We start from the raw sequence: 19,037 nt of genomic DNA, 5'->3' as shown, positions 1-19,037 counted from the left end.
CCCGTCGGACGACAGCGACATTTATCCGAGGTATTTACCCCTCAGGTAATCGAGGTAAGCCCTCGATTCGCTGGAAACATACGGAGAAACCAGCGTGAGCGTGTAGAAAGCCGCCAACCCGGGGTCGGCCTGCGCCAGCGCGTCGCGCCCCGGCACGAGCCGCTCGAACGACAGCCAGCAGGTGGTGGTGAAAACCATCTGCAGCGCCAGGATGCGGGCCTGTTCGGCGCTGGTCTCGATCACGCCCGAGGCCACCAGGCCTTCGCACAGCGTTTGCGCGGCCAGCAGGTTCTGCGCAGTGAGAGCCTGCGCGCGCTGGCCCAGCGCCGGGTACTCGCTGGCCAGGAAGGCCATGTCGCGGTAGATGAAGCGGTATTCATCGATGGCCTCGAAGCGCAGGTGCAGCGCGAGCCAGAGGTCGTCGATCGCGGCGATCGATGCCGACGAACCGTTCAGGGCCTCGAGCCGCTGCTCGAAGCGCCGGAACAGCCATTCGACGATCAGCTGCTTGGCCTTGAAGTGGTAGTGCAGGTTGCCCGGGCTGATGCCGATCTCGGCCGCGATCTTGTGGGTCGACACGGCCGCGAGGCCTTGCGCGTTGAACAGCGCGAGGCTGGCCTGCAGGATGCGGTCGCGTGTGGTGTTGGAACTGGCCACAACCGGCTTGTCGGGTTGTCGCTCAGCGTTTGGCGCGGCCACGGGGGGCGGCGGCACCGGTGCCTTCGAGTTGCGCCACGCGTGCGCGCAGTTGCGCGACCTCGTCGCGCAGGGCCTGCACTTCTTCTGCGCCGGGCATGCCCAGGCGCTGCATGGCGGTGGCGACGCGCTGGTCGAACACGTCCTCGAACTTGCGGATGCCGAAGCTGTCGAGCCCGGGGACCTTGCCCTGCCCGATGCCGAGCAGGCCTTCGATCACGTTGGCCTGACGCTTGGCGACGTCGTTGCGCACGTTGTCCAGCGCCTTCAGGCCGGCGCGCAGCAAGACTTCAGCCTTGCCGGGCTCCGCGGGCTTCTTCGTTGCCGCGGGCGCCTTCCTGGCAGCCGGTATCTTCTTCGCAGGCGCCGCCCTCTTCTTCAACTTTGCAGTTTCGTCAGGACGGGTCGCCATGCAGTGCTCCAGATGCCGGAAAAAAGGAAAAAGGGCGCTTTCACGCGCCCCGGGGTCAGGCCGCCTTGCGGGCAGCAGCGCGGCGAACCGGCTTCTTGGCGGCGGCGGCCTTGGCCTTCACCGTGCGAACCGGCTTGGCTTCTTCGGCGCCGCTCACGCGGGCTTCGATCTGCTTCGTGCCGGCGGCGATCTTGTCGGCGATCTGCACCGAGACGGTGGCGATCGGCTGGTTCAGCGCGCCCAGTGCGTTGATCACCGAGGTGGCGACCGGCGATTCGACGCGGGCCACGCGGCCGGCAACGGCTTCGATGCCGCTGGTGGTGCCGGCTGCAACGCGGTCCATCACGGACACGATGCGGCTGGTGTCGATGTCCAGGCGGTTGGCCAGGAAACCATTGATCTTTTCCTGCGCGCCGATCAGGTTGGCCTTGACCTGCTCGCTCACCAGCGGAATCTGGCGGCTGCCGAGGAACTCGCTGTAGCGCGAAGCGGCGCCGCCCAGCAGGCGATGCACGCCGGTGCGGTAGGCGCCGACCAGGGTCTTGCCGGCGTCGTTGTACTGGCCGACGACGTGAACGGCTGCCGAAGCGATGGTGGTTTGCGTGGACATGGTGGTGATTTCCTTGAAGTTGATGGGCTCGCGAAGGAAACGGATGTGTCTGTCGCGATGGGCCTATCTTCTTCCGCGGGGCCTAGGCCTGAAAAACTAGAACGGTCGGAAAACTAGTCCAACTGCCCCAATTTTCTGCAGGCCGGGCCCCGTGCGCCGATCATGCCGCAGCGGCCCGGGGGGTGCCGGAGCGTTTGGCCGGTGCGGCCTTGCGGGCCGGTGGCTTGGGCGCGACCTTGATGGGCGCCTTCTTCACGGCAGCCTTCACCGGAGCCTTCCTCGCCACGGCCTTGACCGGCGCCTTCTTGCGCGCGGCAGGCTTCTTCTTCGCGGCAACGGGCGCGGGCGCGGCCTCGTCCGACGGGTCTTCGGCCATCTTCGCCGGCACCGGCGCGGGCGCCGCACCGGCGGCCGCCGGATGCTTCTGCGTCAGCTCCATCAGCAGCTTGTGCTCGGCCAGCAGGTAGTCGCCGATCTCGGTGATGTCGGGCACGGCGCGGCGGCAGGCGATCAGGCCGTAGTCCATGCGGCCGTTGTAGCTCTGCACCGTGACGTTGAGCGCCGTGCCGTGGCCGGCGATCGACACCGGGTAGTAGCAGGTGACGAGCGCGCCCGCGAAGTACATCGGGAACGGCGCGCCGGCCACGTTCGAGATGGCCACGTTGGCCGCCGGCGGCAGCAGGTTGACGATGCCCGAGCGCCCCACCATCGACGCGAGGCCCGACATCAGCCAGGGCGCGGCGAAGGTCGGGAAGTCATCGAGGATCACCGCCTTGAAGCGGTTCATGGTCGACTTCGACGAGGTCGACGATGCGTTGATCGCCTTCAGCCGCTGCACCGGATCGGTGATGTCGGTGGCCAGGCTCACGAGGATCATGCTGGCCTGGTTGTTGGCCGTCTGGTCGCCGGCCTCGCGCAGGCTGACCGGCACGCCGGCCACCAGCGGCTTGGCCGGCAGCTCGTTGTTGTCGGCCAGGTAGTGGCGCAGCGCGCCCGACACCGTGGCCATGACCACGTCGTTGAGCGACACACCGAAGTGCTTGGCGATGTACTTGGTCTCGGCCAGCGAGATGGTGCGCCCGGCGAAGGTGCGCTGGTTGGTGATCGACACATTGAGCGAGGTGCGCGGCGCGAAGAGATTGAACTTCTTCGGCGCGGCGGCCGAGTCCTTCTCGGCCGCCTTCTCGTCGGGCTTGGCCAGCCCGCCGATGGCGCGCGCGATGGCCGGCGCCATCTTGAAGAGCTTCACGTACTGCTGCGCGGTGTTGCGCAGCGCCGCGGTCGCAAGCTCCGCCATGCCCAGCTGGTAGCCGCTGCCGCGCGGGCGCGAACGCGGCGGCTTCACCACGCGGCCGGTGGCCTCGAGGTCGAAGATGGCCTTGCCCACTTCCACGCCGGCCTGCCCGTCGATGCCCGCATGGTGCACCTTGGTGTAGAGCGCCACCTGCCCGCTCTTGAGGCCGTCGATGATGTAGAACTCCCACATCGGCCGGCTGCGGTCAATGAGCGCGGAATGCAGCCGCGCCACGTACTGCTGCAGTTGGCGGTTGGTGCCGGGCTTGGGCAGCGTGATGTGGCGCACGTGGTAGTCGAGGTCGATGTCGTCGTCCTCGACCCACACCGGGTTGCTCATGTCGAAGGGCATCAGCGCGAGCTTGCGCGTGAACACGTCGGCCAGGTGGATGCGGCTGGCCATGAAGCTCTTGGCGTCTTCGTAGAAGTCGCCCTTGTAGCCCTTGGGCAGGTCGAGCACGTTCAGGGAGCCCACGTGCATCGGCATTTCCGGCGTTTCCATGTGCAGGAAGGTGGCATCAAGACCGCTCAGGTGTTTCATGTGTTGTGTCTCCTAGGTGGGGCGTGCGCCGTCCGGCAGGATAGCGCGGGCATTGCGTTCGTGGGCCCCGCGTTCTTCAGTGTTTCCACCGGGGGCAAGGCACCGGGGCGACAGGGGTTTGCCCGAAGTAGCGAAAAAGTGTCGGGCGCCCGGCGGGCACGCGGCAACTGCTCACAAGGCCCTCTTTCACACGGGCTCCGTACACTGAGGCCATGACATCCAGCCTCCCCCCGCAGCATCCGCAAGACGAGCAGCTCTGGCTCGAAGACATCGACGGCGAGAAGCAGCTCGCCTGGGCCCGCGAACAGAACGCACTCACCGTGCAGGCCTATGCGCAGTCGCCGGCGTTCGAGGCGCTCCAGCAGGGCATCCTCGAGGTGCTCGACTCGGACGACCGCATTCCGATGGTGCGCAAGATCGGTCCCTTCTTCTACAACTTCTGGCGCGACAAGGAGCACCCCAAGGGCCTGTGGCGCCGCACCACGCTGGACGAGTACCGCAAGCCGCAGCCCGCGTGGGAGAGCGTGCTCGACCTCGACGCGCTGGCCGCGGCCGACAAGGAGAACTGGGTCTGGCACGGCGCCGACTGCCTGGAGCCCGACTACAAGCGCTGCCTGGTCTCGCTGTCGCGCGGCGGCGCCGATGCCGACGTGGTGCGCGAGTTCGACCTCGAATCGAAGCAGTTCGTCGAAGGCGGCTTCTCGCTGCCCGAGGCCAAGAACCACGTGGGCTGGAAGGGCATCGACCAGCTCTACGTGGCCACCGACTTCGGCCCCGGCTCGATGACCAGCTCCAGCTATCCGCGCATCGTGAAGGAGTGGCGGCGCGGCACGCCGCTCGCGAGCGCGGCCACGGTGTACGAAGGCCTGCACGAGGACATGTCCATCAGCGCCTACCGCGACAACACGCCCGGCTTCGAGCGCGACTTCGTCTCGCGCCAGATCGACTTCTACGAAAGCGAGACCTGGCTGCGCGGCGCCGACGGCACCCTCGCCAAGATCGATGTGCCCGACGACTCGCTGGCCGAGATCACGCGCGAGTGGATGCTGATCGAGCCGCGCACCGACTGGACCGTGGGCGGCACCACCTACAAGTCGGGCTCGCTGCTGGCTGCGAAGTTCGACGACTACATGGCGGGCCGGCGCGAGCTCACGGTGCTGTTCGAGCCCGACGACACCACCGCGCTCGACAGCCACTCGTGGACGCGCCATCACCTGATCGTCAACGTGATGCACGACGTGGTGAACCGCCTCGAGGTGCTCACGCCCCCATCGAACGGCACCGGCGCCTGGAAGCGCGAGAGCCTCGGCGGCGCGCCCGCGCTCTCGACCATCGCGGCGGGCGGCATCGACGAGGACGAGAACGACGACTACTTCCTCACCGTGAGCGGCTTCCTGCAACCGACCACGCTCTACATCGGCACGGTCGGCCAGGGCGAGCCCCAGGTGCTGAAGGACAGCCCGGCCTTCTTCGACGCCTCGCGCCATCGCGTGAGCCAGCATTTCGCGACCTCGAAGGACGGCACGCGCGTGCCCTACTTCGAGATCGCCGCCAAAGACCTGCAGGCCAACGGCCGGAATCCCACGCTGCAGTACGCCTACGGCGGCTTCGAGATTTCATTGCAGCCGAGCTACAGCGGCAGCATCGGCCGCGCGTGGCTCGACAAGGGCGGCGTGTACGTCATCGCCAACATCCGCGGTGGCGGCGAGTACGGCCCGCGCTGGCACCAGGCCGCGCTGCAGGAAAACCGGCTGCGCGCCTGCGAAGACTTCGCGGCCGTGTCGCAAGACCTTTTCGCGCGCGGGATCACCTCGCCCGCGCACCTCGGCGCGATGGGCGGCAGCAACGGCGGCCTGCTGATGGGCAACATGCTCACGCTGTACCCGCAGCTCTACGGCGCCATCGTGAGCGAAGTGGCGCTGCTCGACATGCGGCGCTACACGCACCTGTCGGCGGGCGCATCCTGGATCGCGGAATACGGCGATCCCGACCAGCCCGAAGAGTGGGAATTCATCCGCACCTTCTCGCCCTACGAGAACGCGAAGCCGGGCCAGGCCTATCCGCCCGCGCTGTTCACCACCTCCACGCGCGACGATCGCGTGGGCCCGGTGCATGCGCGCAAGATGCACGCGAAGCTGTCCGCGCTGGGGTACGCCAGCAGCTTCTACGAGAACATGGAAGGCGGCCACAGCGCAGCCGCGGACAACAAGGAGTCCGCCTTCATGGACGCGCTGGGCTACGCGTACCTGTGGCACCACCTGAGGAGTTGAAATGAGCAATGCCAACGTCACCCTCGAACTGATCGGCGCGCCGACCGACATCGGCGCCAGCGTGCGCGGTGCCGGCATGGGCCCCGATGCGCTGCGCGTGGCGGGCCTGCCGGAGGCGCTGGCGCGGCAGGGCTATGTCGTCGTCGACCGCGGCAACCTTGCCGGCCCCGCCACGCCGTGGGCGCCGCCGGCCAACGGGCTGCGCCATCTCGACGAGGTGATTGCCTGGAACCGCTCGGTGTACGCGGCCGTCGACACCGCGCTGGGCGCCAGCCATGTGCCGCTGATGATGGGCGGCGACCACTGCCTGGCCATCGGCTCCATCAGCGCGGTGGCATGGCATGCGCGCAAGCGCGGCAAGAAGCTGCGCGTGCTGTGGCTCGACGCGCACTCCGACGTCAACACCGAGACCACGAGCCCCAGCGGCAACCTGCACGGCATGCCGGTGTCGTGCCTGCTGGGCCACGGGCCCGCGGTGCTCACGGGCTGGAGCGGCGAGCGCGCGGCGCTGCACCACGACGCCATCCGCTTCATCGGCATCCGCAGCGTCGACAGCGACGAGAAGGAAGCCATCCGCACACTGGGCCTGAACGTGTTCGACATGCGCCACATCGACGAGCACGGCATGCGCACCACCATGACCGAGGCGCTGCAGGACGTGGACGACGACACGCACCTGCACGTGAGCTTCGACCTCGACTGCCTCGACCCGGCCGACGCGCCCGGCGTGGGCACCGGCGTGCGCGGCGGGCCGACCTACCGCGAGATGCAGCTGTGCATGGAAATGATCGCCGATACCGGGCGGCTAGGCTCGCTCGACGTGGTGGAACTGAACCCGGCGCTCGACGTGCGCAACCAGACGGCCGAGGTGGCGGTCGAACTCATCGAGAGCCTGTTCGGCAAGTCGACGCTGGTGCGCTGAAGACAAACGATCGGATTTTCGGAAGGTTCCGGGGCTCGGGTCACTTAGGTGGATGACGGCGAGCGTGCGCCGAGCACGTGCTGCAGGCGGCGCAAGTCGTCGAAGAGCAGGCTCAGCGGTGCGGCCAGGAGCGCATTCGACGGCACGTCGCGCGACGCCTGCGCGCAGCGGTCGAGCCCGCCCAGGTCCGGCGGCGCGCTCCTTCCCGCGAGCGCATCGGCCATGCCGGCGATGGCGGTCCCGGCAGCCCGTGCGGCTTCTCGCCACGTGGCGTCGGCCTGCGTGTCCTGCGCTTGCCGGAACACGCGGTCGAACACCACGGCGTCCTGGAAGATGCGCGCCGCCAACCGGGCCTTGTCGCGGTAAGCGCCTCGCGCCGTGCTCCCCCCAGCGCCGCGGCGCCACCACCGCGCCTCCAGGTCCGCGCTGCCGGCCAGCACGGCCAGGCGGACAAGCGCGGCGCGCGTGCCCGCCTGAATGCTCTCCGCCTCGGCATCGGCGGGCCGCCGTGCGGCCGCCATGCGCTTCGCGATGCCGTGCAGCAATGCGGCGCAGCCCTCGTCGAACCGCGCGCCCGCGTGGTACTCGGACATGAGCGTCGAGACAGCCAGCGCCACTCCGACGCCAATGCCGATCTGCACCATGCGCAGCAGCGCCACCTGCAACGCCGAATGGCCGGGAATGCCGCCCGCCGCCAGGATGAGCAACGCGGCCACCGGCGCACTGCGCAGGCCCGGCGCGGCCGCGCTGGCAAAGGACAGCAGCATGACAACGGCCAGCGTGGTCGCGAGCGCCGGGGCGCCGTGGTGCTGCAGCCAGACGCCGGCCAGGCCGCACAGTGCGCCGGCTGCCGTGCCGCGCACCCGGTTCCATCCGGCATCGAGCGTGGACCCGGCGCTCGGGCGCATGACGATCAGCACGCTCATCACCGCCCAGAAACTTTCGGGCAGATGCAGGACGACGGCCACGCCCCAGGCGATGGCCACTGCTGCCGCCAGCTGCACGCCGGGGCGCCAGCGGCCGTGGCGCCAGGGATCCGTCAGGCGTTGGAGAGCCGGGGCGCCGATCATGACTTGGCAGCCGCTGAATCGCTGTCCAGCGCGGCGGCGATGCCATCGATGAGCCCGCAGGCCTGCAGCAGCAAGGCGCGCTGGCCGGCATCCAGCGTGGCGCCGATTGCCTCGGCCAGCGCCGCCTCTCGCCTGCGCATGAGCGCCTTGAGACGGCGCACGCCCTCGGCCGTGAGCGACAGCAGCCATTGGCGTCCGTCGCTCGGGTGCGGCGTGCGGCCGATCCAGCCTTCGGCCTCCAGCTCGGCCAACAGCCGGGTCAGCGATTGAAGCTTGACGCGTTCGAGCCCCGCCAACGCAGTGGGCGTGCACGGCCCGTGCCGATGCAGCTGGCCGAGCACGCTGAGCTTGGCCACGCTCGGGCCGTCGGGCGTGGCGCTGCCGCTGCGCAACTGGCGCGACAGCAGCGACACCGAGGTGCGCAGGCGCGAGGCGCATTGCGCCGGATCCGGAATAGTGGAAGCCATGCCCGAATTGTAAGACGCATCTTGGTATTTCGGCGTCCCGGCGTCAGCCCCGGTTGGGCGACGAACTCACCGGGTAGGTGACGGCGGGCACGGCGGCGGGCGGGGAGGCGACCGGCGTTTCCGCGGGTGCCCCAGCTTCTTCCTCGCCTTCCGGACCGTCGAGGAAACGGTCGAGCAGCGCGAAGAAGCGGTCGTAGAAGCGCTCGTCGGTCAGCGTCTCGCTCGCGACCTTCACCATCGCGTCGTCGCTGCTCGAGAACGGCAGCGAGAGCGAGCCGATCGCGCCCACGCCGAGGCTGGCGGAGTTGTTCACCTTCTTGATGCCGTAGCGGTCCTGCAGCGCGGTCGCGAAGGCCACGGTGCTCTTGCTGGCCTTGCCGCCCCTCGTGTTCTCGCGCGCGCAGACCACGCGGAACTCGACCTCGACGTGTACCTCGGCCGCGGGCTGGAAGCTCTTGCGCCCGGTCACGAGGTCGGTGTTGGCGGCCGTGATCATGTAGCCCTGGCTCAGCAGCGCGCGCCGCGCGGCTTCGCAGGTCTGGGCCTCGGTGGCCTCGTAGTCGCGGGTGTGGGTGGTGGTCGAGCCGAACGCTTCGGGCTCGTACGACACCCGGCGCGAAGTGCTGCCGCAGCCGGCGAGCACGAAGGCGGACAGCAGGCCCAGCACGAGGACCGGGGCGCGGGCAAAAGACAAGTGGGTGGGGTGCGTGGACGGCATGGAGCGGCGAATGCTAACCGGCGGCTCGCCGGCATGGCTTCGAGCGCGCCGCCGCGCCTGCGTTCCCTGCCACGCGGGAATTTCAGGACCAGGGCAGCACGTGGTGCGCGCGCATCCGCGTCGCCGCGATCAGCCGCGCATTGGGTGCGTCGGTGCTCGCCACCCAGGCGCGCGCTTCCTCGGCGCTGCGGCCGAACTGCTGGTGGCGGCGCACCAGGCGCTCTTCGCGCACCGCGTCGTCGATGTCCACGTACCAGACCTCGTCGAGCATCGCCGCCGCGGCGGCCCACGGTCCGGCGTCGTGCAGCAGGTAGTTGCCTTCGGTGATGACAAGTTGCGTCGACGGCAGCACGGCAATGGCGCTGGCGATCGGCTCTTCGATCTCGCGGCGAAACTCGGGCGCGTAGACGATGTCGCCGTCGGGCCGCTGCTCCCGCAAGCGCTGCAGCAGTGCGACGTAGCCGGCGCTGTCGAAGGTATCGGGGGCGCCCTTGCGGGCAGCGCGGCCGAGCCGTTGCAACTCGACGTTGGCGAGGTGGAAGCCGTCCATGGGAACGACCTGGGCGCGGCCGGCGCCCACCGACCGGAGCAGCGCTGCCGCGAGCGTCGACTTGCCCGCGCCCGGCGCGCCGACGAGGCCCAGCAGCTTGCGCCGCCCGCTGGCCATCAGGGCTCGCAGGCGGGCGGCGCTGTCCGCGTCGAGGGAAGGTAGCTGCGGTGCGGGGATGGTGGTCATCCCCCGAGCGTACCGTCCTCTTGCGTCAGAGAATCAGGGATACAGGCCGCGCTCTTGGCGAGCCATCAGGATGCGCTCGCAAGCCACTGCGTACGTCGCCGTGCGCAGCGTGATCTTGTGCTTGTCCGACGTGTCCCAGATATGGTTCAGCGCATTCATCATGATGCGGTCCAGGCGCACGTTGATCTCGTCTTCGTCCCAGAAGAACGAAGAGAAGTCCTGCACCCATTCGAAGTAGCTCACCGTCACGCCGCCGGCATTGCAGATCACGTCGGGCACCACCAGCACGCCGCGCTCGGCGAGGATGTCGTCGGCAATCGGCACCGTGGGGCCGTTGGCGCCTTCGAGCACCAGCTTGGCGGTGGTCTTCTGTGCGCGTTCGGCCGTGAGCTGGCCTTCGAGCGCGGCCGGAATGAGGATGTCGCAGGGCGTGTTCCAGAAGTCCTCGTTCGGCACGATGTCGCCGCCGGCCTTGAAGCCGACCACGCCGTCGGTGCGCGAGATGGGCACCAGCTTCGCAAGGTCGAGGCCGTTGCTGTTGACGATGGTGCCGGTGTGGTCCTGCACCGCGACGATCTTGGCGCCCGCTTCGGCGAACAGTTCCGCCGCGACCGAGCCCACGTTGCCGAAGCCCTGCACCGCGATGCGCGCGCCGCGCAGGTCCATGCCCAGTCGGCGAGCGGCTTCACGGCCGGTGACGAACACGCCGCGGCCGGTGGCCTTCACGCGGCCCAGCGAGCCGCCCAGGTGCAGCGGCTTGCCGGTGACCACGCCGGTGGCGGTGCCGCCGACGTTCATCGAGTAGGTGTCCATCATCCACGCCATGATCTGCGCGTTGGTGTTCACGTCGGGCGCGGGAATGTCGGTGTGCGGGCCGATGATGATGCCGATCTCGCTGGTGTAGCGGCGCGTGACCTTCTCCAGCTCCTGCAGCGAGAGCTTCTTCGGATCGACGCGGATGCCGCCCTTGGCGCCGCCGTAAGGCAGGTTGACGGCCGCGGTCTTGATGGTCATCCAGGCCGACAGCGCCATCACTTCTTCCAGCGTGACGTCGGGGTGGAAGCGCACGCCGCCCTTGCCCGGGCCGCGGCTCATGTTGTGCTGCACGCGGTAGCCCTCGAAGTGGGCGATGGTGCCGTCGTCCATCTCGATCGGCACGTCGACGATCAGCGCGCGCTTGGGGCGCTTCAGGGTTTCGACCCAGCGGGCCAGCGGGCCGAGGTACGGCACGACGCGGTCGACCTGCGAAAGATACGTGCCCCACGGGCTGTCGGCGGTCGGATTGACGAAGGAGAGTTTTTCGCTCATGAGAGATCCCTTGGTTGATCGGATGGGCGCAACGATAGACCTCTCCCGCACGCTGCGCCATGGCTTATGCGCGCCGCGCTGGCGGTTATGCAAGAGAGGTTGGGACCGCGTGAAGGTCGAGGCCATCAAGGGAGGGAATGATTCCGTCCGGCGAGCGACAGGCACCGCGGCTCACCGGCCCCGCGGATGCGGCGCGTTGGGTAGGCAAGGGTAGGCCGCCGGCAACTCACTGGTTCTATCTCCTATGGCCAGCAACCATAGGCCGCATCTTCCGCCAGAAATCGACGTTCAAGCCGGATAATTCTCCAATGCTCGACCTGGACCGCATCGATCTCCGGCTGCTGAAGATCCTTCAGGAGGACGGCCGCATCACCAACCTCAAGTTGGCCGAGGCGGTGGCGCTCTCGCCCACCGCGGTGCTGGCGCGCGTGCAGCGGCTCACGCGCGACGGCTTCATCCAGGGCTACGAGGCGCGGCTCGATCCGCACAAGCTGGGCCGCGGGTTCACCGTCTTCGTCGAGGTGCTGCTCGACCGCACCACCCCCAACGTGTTCGACCAGTTCAAGGCGGCCGTGCAGGTGCGCGACGAGATCATGGAATGCCACATGGTCGCGGGCGGCTTCGACTACCTGCTCAAGACCCGCATGGCCGACATGGCCGCCTACCGCGAATTCGCCGGCACCGTGCTGTGGCAGTTGCCCGGCGTGCGCGAGACGCGGACCTATGCGGTGATGGAAGAAGTGAAGAGCAGCGCGCGGTTGCCGCTGGGGATCTGAAGCACGGGCCGGTCAGGCCGGCTTGCCGTACGAGCGGCCGCCGAAAATGGCGGTGCCGACGCGCACCATCGTGCTGCCCGCGCTGATCGCTGCTTCAAGATCGGCACTCATGCCGAGCGACAGCGTGTCGAGCGCGATGCCCGCGTCACGGATCGACCGGTACACCGCATGCGCGCGCAGGCACAAATCGCGCTGCGCCTCGAAGTCCGTCGCCGGTTCGGGGATTGCCATGAGCCCGCGCAGCCGCAGATGTGGCAAGGCCGCCACAGCGCGCGCCAGCGCCAGCGCCTCTTCGGGCGGCACGCCGGACTTGTTGGCACCGCCGTCCACATTAACCTGAAGGCATACATGCAGCGGCGGCAGATGCGCCGGCCGCTGGGCCGACAGGCGTTCGGCGATCTTCAGCCGATCGATGCTGTGGACCCAGTCGAAGTGCTCGGCCACGGGCCGCGTCTTGTTGCTTTGCAGAGGGCCGATGCAGTGCCATTCGAGGGAGGACCGCAGGTCGGCGAGGGCTTCGATCTTGTCCAGGCCTTCCTGCACATAGTTCTCGCCGAAGGCCGTCTGGCCCGCCGCATGCGCCTCGCGCACGGCCTGCGGCCCGAAGGTCTTGGACACCGCCAGCAGCCGGACCTCGCCGGGCGCGCGGCCGGCAGTTACACATGCCTTCGCGATCCGGCTGTTTACTTGCTGGAGGTCGTCGCCAATCATCGTCATAATCGTCCAAAATCGTATCAAAACGTCACCAAACTCGAGCCGAGGAGCCCCGTGGACATCACCCAATTGCTGGCGTTCAGCGTCAAGAACAAAGCCTCCGACCTGCACCTTTCCGCAGGCCTGCCGCCCATGATCCGCGTCAATGGCGACGTGCGCCGCATCAACGTCGATGCGCTCGATCACAAGGGCGTTCACGCCATGGTGTACGACATCATGAGCGACACGCACCGCAAGCACTACGAAGAGTTCCTGGAGGTCGACTTCTCGTTCGAGATCGACGGCCTCGCGCGCTTCCGCGTGAATGCCTTCAACCAGGCGCGCGGCGCGGCCGCCGTGTTCCGGACCATTCCCTCGAAGATCCTGACGCTGGAACAACTGAACGCACCGAAGATTTTCGGCGAACTCGCGCTCAAGCCGCGCGGGCTGGTGCTGGTGACGGGCCCCACGGGCTCGGGCAAGTCGACCACACTGGCCGCGATGGTCAACTACCTCAACGAGAACGAGTACGGCCACATCCTCACGGTGGAAGACCCGATCGAGTTCGTGCACGAATCGAAGAAGTGCCTGATCAACCAGCGCGAAGTGGGCCCGATGACGCTGTCGTTCTCGAACGCGCTGCGCTCCGCCCTGCGCGAAGACCCGGACGCCATCCTGGTGGGCGAGTTGCGCGACCTCGAAACCATCCGCCTCGCGATGACCGCGGCCGAAACGGGCCACCTGGTGTTCGGCACGCTGCACACCTCGTCCGCCGCCAAGACCATCGACCGGATCATCGACGTGTTCCCGGGCGAGGAAAAGGAAATGATCCGCGCGATGCTGTCGGAGTCGCTGCAGGCCGTGATCTCGCAGACGCTGTGCAAGACCAAGGACGGCCAGGGCCGCGTGGCGGCGCACGAGATCATGCTGGGCACGCCCGCCATCCGCAACCTGATCCGCGAGGCCAAGGTCGCGCAGATGTACTCCACCATCCAGACCGGCCAGGGCTCGGGCATGCAGACGCTCGACCAGAACCTGACGGAACTGGTGCGCCGCAATACGATCTCGGCAGCCGAAGCCCGCGGAAAAGCCAAGATCCCCGAGAATTTCCCCGGCTAGTCATGAGCCCCCCCGGCTTTTCACTTCGCTGCGCTGCGTGTAACTCCACCCCCCAGGGGGGAGGCGCGGCCGCCTTGGGGCGGCCCGGCGGTCGGCCGCAGGCAGGTCAATCTAGACAATCAAGGAGCGCTCTCATGGAACGCGATCAAGCCAGCCAGTTCATCAACGACCTGCTCAAGCTCATGGTGAGCCGCAACGGCAGCGACCTGTTCATCACCGCCGACTTTCCGCCGGCCATCAAGGTCGACGGCAAGGTCACCAAGGTGTCGCAGCAGGCGCTGGGCGCGCAGCACACGCTGGCGCTCACGCGCTCGATCATGAACGACCGCCAGACGGCGGAGTTCGAGCGCACCAAGGAGTGCAACTTCGCGATCTCGCCGACCGGCATCGGCCGCTTCCGCGTGAACGCGTTCGTTCAGCAGGGCAAGGTCGGCATGGTGATGCGGACCATTCCCGCCAAGCTGCCGACCATCGACGGGCTGGGCATGCCTCAGATTCTGAAGGACGTGTCGATGACCAAGCGCGGCCTGTGCATCCTGGTGGGCGCCACCGGCTCAGGCAAGTCGACCACGCTGGCCGCGATGATCGACTGGCGCAACGAAAATTCTTACGGCCACATCGTCACGGTGGAAGACCCGGTCGAGTTCGTGCACCCGCACAAGAACTGCGTGGTGACGCAGCGCGAGGTGGGCATCGACACCGACAGCTGGGAAGCCGCGCTGAAGAACACGCTGCGCCAGGCGCCCGACGTGATCCTGATGGGCGAGATCCGCGACCGCGAAACCATGGAGCACGCAGTGGCCTTTGCCGAAACCGGCCACCTGTGCATGGCCACGCTGCACGCCAACAGCGCCAACCAGGCGCTGGACCGGATCATCAACTTCTTCCCCGAAGAGCGCCGCGCGCAGCTGCTGATGGACCTGTCGCTGAACCTGCGCTCGCTGGTGTCGCAGCGACTGGTGCCCACCGAGGACGGCACGGGCCGCGTGGCAGCGGTGGAAGTGCTGCTGAACACGCCGCTGATCTCCGATTTGATCTTCAAGGGCGAGGTGGGCGAGATCAAGGAGATCATGAAGAAGAGCCGCAACCTGGGCATGCAGACCTTCGACCAGGCGCTGTTCGACCTGTTCGAAAGCCACTCGATCAACTTCGAGGACGCGATCCGAAACGCCGACTCGGCCAACGACCTGCGGCTGCAGATCAAGCTCAACAGCCAGCGCGCGCGCAGCACCGACCTGTCGGCGGGCACGGAGCACTTCGCGATCGTATAAAGGCTCGCCCCCAGGCTGCGCGCACTTCGTGTCGCTTCGCCTTCCCCCTACCGGGGGCGACACCTGCAGCCCGGCGAAGCCGGTTCTGCGGTGTCTCGCGACTGGGGCGCGCCGATTTCATGCCTGAGGGGATCGGCTTTCTTTGGCTTTAAGCTGTGGCCATGAGCAGCATCAACTCCCGCACCTACGAATCCGTTCCCGCCCAGACGCTGGCCTTCCTCGGCCTCGGCGTCATGGGCGGGCCCATGGCCGGACACCTGGCCAAGGCCGGCCACACGGTCACGGTCTACAACCGCACACCCGCCAAGTCGCAGGCCTGGGTCGCCGAGTTCGGCGCGCCGGGCCGTCACGCCCCCACGCCGCGCGAAGCTGCGGCCGGCGCCGACATCGTGTTCTGCTGCGTCGGCAACGACGATGACCTGCGCTCCGTGGTGCTGGGCGACGACGGCGCCTTCGCCGGCATGAAGAAGGGCGCGGCGTTCGTCGACCATACAACCGCTTCGGCCGACGTGGCACGCGAGCTCTCCAAGGCCGCTCAGGCGCTGGGCCTGCACTTCATCGACGCGCCCGTCTCGGGCGGACAGGCCGGCGCGCAGAACGGCGCGCTCACGGTCATGTGCGGCGGCGACGCGGCCGTGTTCGAGCGCATCAAACCGGTGGCCATGGCCTTCTCGCGCGCCGTCACACTGCTGGGCGAAAGCGGCGCCGGCCAGCTAGCGAAGATGGTGAACCAGATCGCCATCGCGGGCCTGGTGCAGGGGCTGTCGGAAGCCATCGCCTTCGGCCAGCGCGCGGGGCTCGACATGGAGGCGGTGCTCGGCGTCATCAGCAAGGGCGCGGCCCAGAGCTGGCAGATGGAAAACCGCGGCAAGACCATGATCGAAGGCAAGTTCGACTACGGCTTCGCGGTCGACTGGATGCGCAAGGACCTGGGCCTGGTGCTCGACGAAGCCAAGCGCAACGGCGCGCGCGTGCCTGTGACGGCGCTGGTCGACCAGTTCTATGCCGACGTGCAGCAAGCCGGCGGAAGGCGCTGGGACACGTCGAGCCTCATCATCCGGTTGAAATAGGCTCGCCCCCAGGCTGCGCGCACTTCGTGTCGCTACGCCTTCCCCCTACCGGGGGCAACACCTGAGGCCCGGCAAAGCCGGTTCCTCGGTGTTCCACGAAAAAATGCCCGCTAAGGCAGCGGGCATTTTTGTTCGCGCTCGTTCTTCAGCGGATCGGCGACGTCGTCGCGCCGCTTGCGGGCAGCGGCTCCATCGGCGGCAGCGGCACGCGCGAGTTGGAGGAAGAAGGCGTTGGCGATGACGAAGGCGCGGACGGCGCCGCCGACGTGACCGGCGCCGGACCCGTGCCGCCGCGCTGCGCCGCAGCCTGGTTCGCCGCCTGGCTGGCCGCCAGGTCCGCCTCGCTCACGACCTCGACCACGCGCACGACCTTCACCACGCCCGAGACGCCGCGCGTGATGTCGGTGGCGCGATCGGTTTCGCGCCGCGTGGCAATGCCCATCAGGTAGACCACGCCGCGCTCGGTCACCACCTTGAAGGAATTGGCGAAGATGTCCTTGGCGTCGAGCAGCGAGGCCTTCACCTTGCCGGTGATGTAGAGGTCGTTCGAGCGGTCCTGGAAGGTGCTCGAGGAGCCGACGGTCAGCTCGTTCACCACCGAGCGCACGTTCACGATGCGGCTCACTTCCTCCTCGACGCGGCGGCGGTCGGCATCGCTGCCCACGGCGCCGGTCAGCAGCACCTGGCGGTTGTAGCTGGTGACGCTCACGTACATCTGGTCGTTGGCGATGTCGCGCACGCGGGCCGCGGCGCGCAGCTCGATGCCCTGGTCGTCCAGCTGCGCGCCGGAGCTGCGGCGGTCGGTGGCCACCATGCCCACGCCCATCACGGCCGCACCGCCCACGACGAGCGGCACGCAGGCGGAAAGGCCCGCGACCAGTGCGGCACCCAGGGTGAGGGCCAGGGCGAAACGCCGGGTCGATGATGTCATCGTCATGGTCGTCATGGTCATGAGGAAGCTTCCTGTTCTCCGAGTAGCTGGGCATCCACGCCGTCGCACAGGCAATGCAGCGCGATCTGGTGGATTTCGTGGATGCGCGCCGCACGCTCGTGCGGCACGCTGATCTGGACATCGGTCTCGCGCAGCGCGCGGCCGATGGCGCCGCCCGAACCGCTGCTGCCCGCGCCCGGCGCCGAGGGCGCCCCCGAGACGGCGTTGCCGAGCAGCGCGACCACGGTCATGTCGCGTTCGTGCGCGGCCGCCACAGCGGCCAGCACCGACGCCGACTGTCCGCTGGCGCTCAATGCCAGCAGCACGTCGCCGGCCTGGCCGAGCGCGCGCACCTGGCGAGCGAAACGGTCGACGTCCGTCGCGCTGGCGCTGTCGGCCTCGGGGTCGGTGGTGTCGCCGGGCAGCGCGATGGCGCCGAGCTCGGGCCGTTCGCGTTCGAAGCGGCCCACGAACTGCGCGGCGAACTGGGCCGCCAGCAGCCCCGACACGCCAGCACCGCAGGCGAGCACCTTGCCGCCGCTGGTCACGCACGCCAGGATGGCCTGCATCGCTTGGGAGATGGGTTTGCTGAGGACCGGTCCGGTCTGGTACTTGAGGTCGGCACTGTCGATGAAGTGCTGCTGAATCCGTTGCTCGAGCATGAGGCGGGATGATAACTGGGGGTTGTGAAACAAGACGTATGTGGAGCCGCCGGCCAAGGCTTCGGTTCCCTTGGCGGGAGCGCTTCAGCCGGCGTCGAAGGCCGCTTGCAGCCAGGTGATTTTCTCCTCGACCAGCACCACGTCGAAACGGCATGGCGGCACGGTGCGCAGCCGGCTCAGGTAATGCTGCGCGGCGAACACGATGCGCCGCTGCTTCAGCCCGGTGATGCTGCCGCCCGCGCCGCCGTGCGTGCCGGTGCTGCGCTGGCGGACCTCGACGAACACCAGGGTGCCCTGCGGCGAATGGCGCGGATCGCGCATGATCAGGTCGATCTCGCCGCCGCCGCGCCCCGGCGTCCGATAATTGCGCGCGACCAGCACGAGGCCGGCGTCCTGCAGATGGTCGAGTGCGGCGTCTTCCGCCGCATCGCCGCGGCGCTTCGTTGTGGTGTCGGTCTTCATGGCTCCCTGCCTGCAATCAATCTTCTTGTTCGTTCTCACGGAGAAACCCCTTGGCTTCACTCGCCCCTGCTTCTTTCGGCGCCGCCCTCGCGGCCGCGCACGACGCCGCGGGTGCGCAGCATTATCCGCAGGGTACGCTCTACGTGGTCGCCACGCCCATCGGCAACCTGGCCGACATCACGCTGCGCGCGCTGCATGTGCTGCAGCTGGTGGACGCCATCGCCTGCGAGGACACGCGCCACACGCAAAGCCTGCTGCGCGCCTACGGCATCGACCGCCCCGGCGCGCGGCTGCTCGCGGTGCATCAGCACAACGAGGCCGAGGCGGCCCAGGCCGTGGTCGCGCGGCTTGCGCAGGGCGAGCGCATCGCCTACGTCAGCGACGCCGGCACGCCGGGCGTGAGCGACCCCGGCGCGCGGCTGGCCGCGGCTGTGCGCGCGGCCGGGCAGCGCGTGCTGCCGCTGCCGGGCGCCAGCAGCGTGACCACGCTGGTCGGCGCGGCCGGCCTCGTGGCCGATGGCAGCGATGGCAATGCCAGCAGCAGCGCCTTCGTCTTCGCGGGCTTCCTGCCGAGCAAGGCCGGCGAGCGCGACACGGCCGTGCAGGCGCTGTCGCAGGAGCCGCGCGCCGTGGTGCTGCTCGAAGCGCCGCACCGCATCGAAAGCCTGGCGCGCGCGCTGGCCACGCTGGGCGAGCGCCGCATCACCGTGGGCCGCGAGCTCACCAAGCAGTTCGAGGAAATCGCGACGGTCGCGGCCAGCACCCTGCCCGACTGGTTCGGCGCCGACCGCGACCGCATCCGCGGCGAGTTCGCGCTGGTGCTGCACCCGGTGGCGGTGAGCGGCGACGGCGGCGCGGAAGGCGAACGCGTGCTGCGCCTGCTGCTGACCGAGCTGCCGGTGAAGACTGCCGTGAAGCTGGCGGCAGAGATAAGCGGCGCGCCGCGCAATGCGCTGTATGACGCGGCGCTGCGCATTCGCAATAACGACGAGGACGAAGACGGCGCGTAG

At 68.4% G+C, this 19,037-nt stretch carries 20 protein-coding genes; 7 read left to right on the top strand and 13 right to left on the bottom strand.

The genetic code is table 11. The annotated features are described in order from the left end of the window. Positions 1-21 precede the first annotated feature (21 nt). The 4 genes from ASC92_RS10235 to ASC92_RS10220 form a co-directional block, all read right to left on the bottom strand. Positions 22-657, bottom strand: coding sequence for a TetR/AcrR family transcriptional regulator (locus ASC92_RS10235; RefSeq protein ID WP_056514338.1), 636 nt, complete (start codon positions 655-657; stop codon positions 22-24). A 22-nt stretch (positions 658-679) separates the two neighbouring features. Then, a complete protein-coding gene (locus ASC92_RS10230; protein ID WP_056514247.1) occupies positions 680-1,108 on the bottom strand; it encodes a phasin family protein in 429 nt (142 codons plus the stop codon). 55 nt (positions 1,109-1,163) lie between these two features. Continuing rightward, the gene (locus ASC92_RS10225) at positions 1,164-1,718 is read right to left on the bottom strand and encodes a hypothetical protein (RefSeq protein WP_056514245.1); all 555 of its coding nucleotides are present in this window, start codon (positions 1,716-1,718) and stop codon (positions 1,164-1,166) included. Positions 1,719-1,878: 160 nt separating this feature from the next. Beyond that, positions 1,879-3,552, bottom strand: coding sequence for a WS/DGAT/MGAT family O-acyltransferase (locus ASC92_RS10220; RefSeq protein WP_056514243.1), 1,674 nt, complete (start codon positions 3,550-3,552; stop codon positions 1,879-1,881). Positions 3,553-3,764: 212 nt separating this feature from the next. Here ASC92_RS10220 and ASC92_RS10215 point away from each other — a divergent pair, with 212 nt between their 5' ends. Next, a complete protein-coding gene (locus ASC92_RS10215) occupies positions 3,765-5,822 on the top strand; it encodes a prolyl oligopeptidase family serine peptidase (RefSeq protein WP_056514238.1) in 2,058 nt (685 codons plus the stop codon). A gap of 1 nt (position 5,823) precedes the next feature. Further along, positions 5,824-6,744 (top strand): arginase, encoded by a 921-nt coding sequence (gene rocF / locus ASC92_RS10210; protein ID WP_056514235.1) that lies wholly within the window; start codon positions 5,824-5,826, stop codon positions 6,742-6,744. A 44-nt stretch (positions 6,745-6,788) separates the two neighbouring features. Here rocF and ASC92_RS10205 read toward each other — a convergent pair whose 3' ends face one another. The 5 genes from ASC92_RS10205 to ASC92_RS10185 all read right to left on the bottom strand — a co-directional run bounded on the left by ASC92_RS10205 (position 6,789) and on the right by ASC92_RS10185 (position 11,043). After that, a complete protein-coding gene (locus tag ASC92_RS10205; protein ID WP_056514232.1) occupies positions 6,789-7,814 on the bottom strand; it encodes an FUSC family protein in 1,026 nt (341 codons plus the stop codon). After that, positions 7,811-8,281 carry a MarR family winged helix-turn-helix transcriptional regulator gene (locus ASC92_RS10200; RefSeq protein WP_056514229.1) on the bottom strand — a complete coding sequence of 157 codons (471 nt, stop codon included), beginning with the start codon at positions 8,279-8,281 and terminating at the stop codon, positions 7,811-7,813. The genes ASC92_RS10205 and ASC92_RS10200 overlap by 4 nt, the downstream gene beginning before the upstream one ends. Before the next feature lie 43 nt (positions 8,282-8,324). Further along, positions 8,325-8,999: a DUF2242 domain-containing protein gene (locus tag ASC92_RS10195; RefSeq protein WP_056514227.1), complete on the bottom strand. Its 675-nt coding sequence runs from the start codon at positions 8,997-8,999 to the stop codon at positions 8,325-8,327. A gap of 82 nt (positions 9,000-9,081) precedes the next feature. After that, positions 9,082-9,735, bottom strand: coding sequence for a nucleoside/nucleotide kinase family protein (locus ASC92_RS10190; RefSeq protein ID WP_056514225.1), 654 nt, complete (start codon positions 9,733-9,735; stop codon positions 9,082-9,084). Positions 9,736-9,768: 33 nt separating this feature from the next. After that, the gene (locus tag ASC92_RS10185; protein WP_056514222.1) at positions 9,769-11,043 is read right to left on the bottom strand and encodes a Glu/Leu/Phe/Val family dehydrogenase; all 1,275 of its coding nucleotides are present in this window, start codon (positions 11,041-11,043) and stop codon (positions 9,769-9,771) included. Positions 11,044-11,351: 308 nt separating this feature from the next. Here ASC92_RS10185 and ASC92_RS10180 point away from each other — a divergent pair, with 308 nt between their 5' ends. Then, complete coding sequence (locus ASC92_RS10180; protein WP_056514219.1) at positions 11,352-11,819, top strand: Lrp/AsnC ligand binding domain-containing protein; 468 nt, start codon at positions 11,352-11,354, stop codon at positions 11,817-11,819. A gap of 12 nt (positions 11,820-11,831) precedes the next feature. On the opposite strand, the gene ASC92_RS10175 is transcribed toward ASC92_RS10180, so the two are convergent. Then, positions 11,832-12,536 (bottom strand): YggS family pyridoxal phosphate-dependent enzyme, encoded by a 705-nt coding sequence (locus ASC92_RS10175; protein ID WP_056514217.1) that lies wholly within the window; start codon positions 12,534-12,536, stop codon positions 11,832-11,834. A gap of 51 nt (positions 12,537-12,587) precedes the next feature. Here ASC92_RS10175 and ASC92_RS10170 point away from each other — a divergent pair, with 51 nt between their 5' ends. From ASC92_RS10170 to ASC92_RS10160, 3 genes are all read left to right on the top strand, one after another. Then, positions 12,588-13,631 carry a type IV pilus twitching motility protein PilT gene (locus ASC92_RS10170; RefSeq protein ID WP_007833310.1) on the top strand — a complete coding sequence of 348 codons (1,044 nt, stop codon included), beginning with the start codon at positions 12,588-12,590 and terminating at the stop codon, positions 13,629-13,631. A gap of 134 nt (positions 13,632-13,765) precedes the next feature. After that, positions 13,766-14,902 (top strand): PilT/PilU family type 4a pilus ATPase, encoded by a 1,137-nt coding sequence (locus tag ASC92_RS10165; RefSeq protein WP_056514214.1) that lies wholly within the window; start codon positions 13,766-13,768, stop codon positions 14,900-14,902. Between the two features lie 161 nt (positions 14,903-15,063). Beyond that, complete coding sequence (locus tag ASC92_RS10160) at positions 15,064-15,972, top strand: NAD(P)-dependent oxidoreductase (RefSeq protein ID WP_056514212.1); 909 nt, start codon at positions 15,064-15,066, stop codon at positions 15,970-15,972. A gap of 145 nt (positions 15,973-16,117) precedes the next feature. Here ASC92_RS10160 and ASC92_RS10155 read toward each other — a convergent pair whose 3' ends face one another. The 3 genes from ASC92_RS10155 to ASC92_RS10145 form a co-directional block, all read right to left on the bottom strand. After that, positions 16,118-16,924 carry a BON domain-containing protein gene (locus ASC92_RS10155; RefSeq protein WP_200935967.1) on the bottom strand — a complete coding sequence of 269 codons (807 nt, stop codon included), beginning with the start codon at positions 16,922-16,924 and terminating at the stop codon, positions 16,118-16,120. Then, positions 16,921-17,565 carry an SIS domain-containing protein gene (locus tag ASC92_RS10150; RefSeq protein ID WP_056514209.1) on the bottom strand — a complete coding sequence of 215 codons (645 nt, stop codon included), beginning with the start codon at positions 17,563-17,565 and terminating at the stop codon, positions 16,921-16,923. Before ASC92_RS10150 ends, ASC92_RS10155 begins: the two co-directional genes overlap by 4 nt. Before the next feature lie 84 nt (positions 17,566-17,649). Next, a complete protein-coding gene (locus ASC92_RS10145) occupies positions 17,650-18,027 on the bottom strand; it encodes a YraN family protein (RefSeq protein WP_056514206.1) in 378 nt (125 codons plus the stop codon). A gap of 50 nt (positions 18,028-18,077) precedes the next feature. On the opposite strand from ASC92_RS10145, the gene rsmI reads away from it, so the two are divergent. Beyond that, positions 18,078-19,037, top strand: coding sequence for a 16S rRNA (cytidine(1402)-2'-O)-methyltransferase (gene rsmI, locus ASC92_RS10140; RefSeq protein WP_056514201.1), 960 nt, complete (start codon positions 18,078-18,080; stop codon positions 19,035-19,037).

Origin of the sequence: Variovorax sp. Root411 (assembly GCF_001425205.1) — a bacterium.
In the GTDB taxonomy this organism is placed as follows: domain Bacteria; phylum Pseudomonadota; class Gammaproteobacteria; order Burkholderiales; family Burkholderiaceae_C; genus Variovorax.
This window is presented reverse-complemented; position numbering and strand designations above follow the sequence as displayed.

Coding starts and splice junctions, on each gene's coding strand:
- ASC92_RS10230 (WP_056514247.1), bottom strand. CDS start 1,108: ATGGCGACCCGTCCTGACGAAACTGCAAAGTTGAAGAAGAGGGCGGCG.
- ASC92_RS10225 (WP_056514245.1), bottom strand. CDS start 1,718: ATGTCCACGCAAACCACCATCGCTTCGGCAGCCGTTCACGTCGTCGGC.
- ASC92_RS10220 (WP_056514243.1), bottom strand. CDS start 3,552: ATGAAACACCTGAGCGGTCTTGATGCCACCTTCCTGCACATGGAAACG.
- ASC92_RS10215 (WP_056514238.1), top strand. CDS start 3,765: ATGACATCCAGCCTCCCCCCGCAGCATCCGCAAGACGAGCAGCTCTGG.
- rocF (WP_056514235.1), top strand. CDS start 5,824: ATGAGCAATGCCAACGTCACCCTCGAACTGATCGGCGCGCCGACCGAC.
- ASC92_RS10205 (WP_056514232.1), bottom strand. CDS start 7,814: ATGATCGGCGCCCCGGCTCTCCAACGCCTGACGGATCCCTGGCGCCAC.
- ASC92_RS10200 (WP_056514229.1), bottom strand. CDS start 8,281: ATGGCTTCCACTATTCCGGATCCGGCGCAATGCGCCTCGCGCCTGCGC.
- ASC92_RS10195 (WP_056514227.1), bottom strand. CDS start 8,999: ATGCCGTCCACGCACCCCACCCACTTGTCTTTTGCCCGCGCCCCGGTC.
- ASC92_RS10190 (WP_056514225.1), bottom strand. CDS start 9,735: ATGACCACCATCCCCGCACCGCAGCTACCTTCCCTCGACGCGGACAGC.
- ASC92_RS10185 (WP_056514222.1), bottom strand. CDS start 11,043: ATGAGCGAAAAACTCTCCTTCGTCAATCCGACCGCCGACAGCCCGTGG.
- ASC92_RS10180 (WP_056514219.1), top strand. CDS start 11,352: ATGCTCGACCTGGACCGCATCGATCTCCGGCTGCTGAAGATCCTTCAG.
- ASC92_RS10175 (WP_056514217.1), bottom strand. CDS start 12,536: ATGACGATGATTGGCGACGACCTCCAGCAAGTAAACAGCCGGATCGCG.
- ASC92_RS10165 (WP_056514214.1), top strand. CDS start 13,766: ATGGAACGCGATCAAGCCAGCCAGTTCATCAACGACCTGCTCAAGCTC.
- ASC92_RS10160 (WP_056514212.1), top strand. CDS start 15,064: ATGAGCAGCATCAACTCCCGCACCTACGAATCCGTTCCCGCCCAGACG.
- ASC92_RS10155 (WP_200935967.1), bottom strand. CDS start 16,924: ATGACCATGACGACCATGACGATGACATCATCGACCCGGCGTTTCGCC.
- ASC92_RS10150 (WP_056514209.1), bottom strand. CDS start 17,565: ATGCTCGAGCAACGGATTCAGCAGCACTTCATCGACAGTGCCGACCTC.
- ASC92_RS10145 (WP_056514206.1), bottom strand. CDS start 18,027: ATGAAGACCGACACCACAACGAAGCGCCGCGGCGATGCGGCGGAAGAC.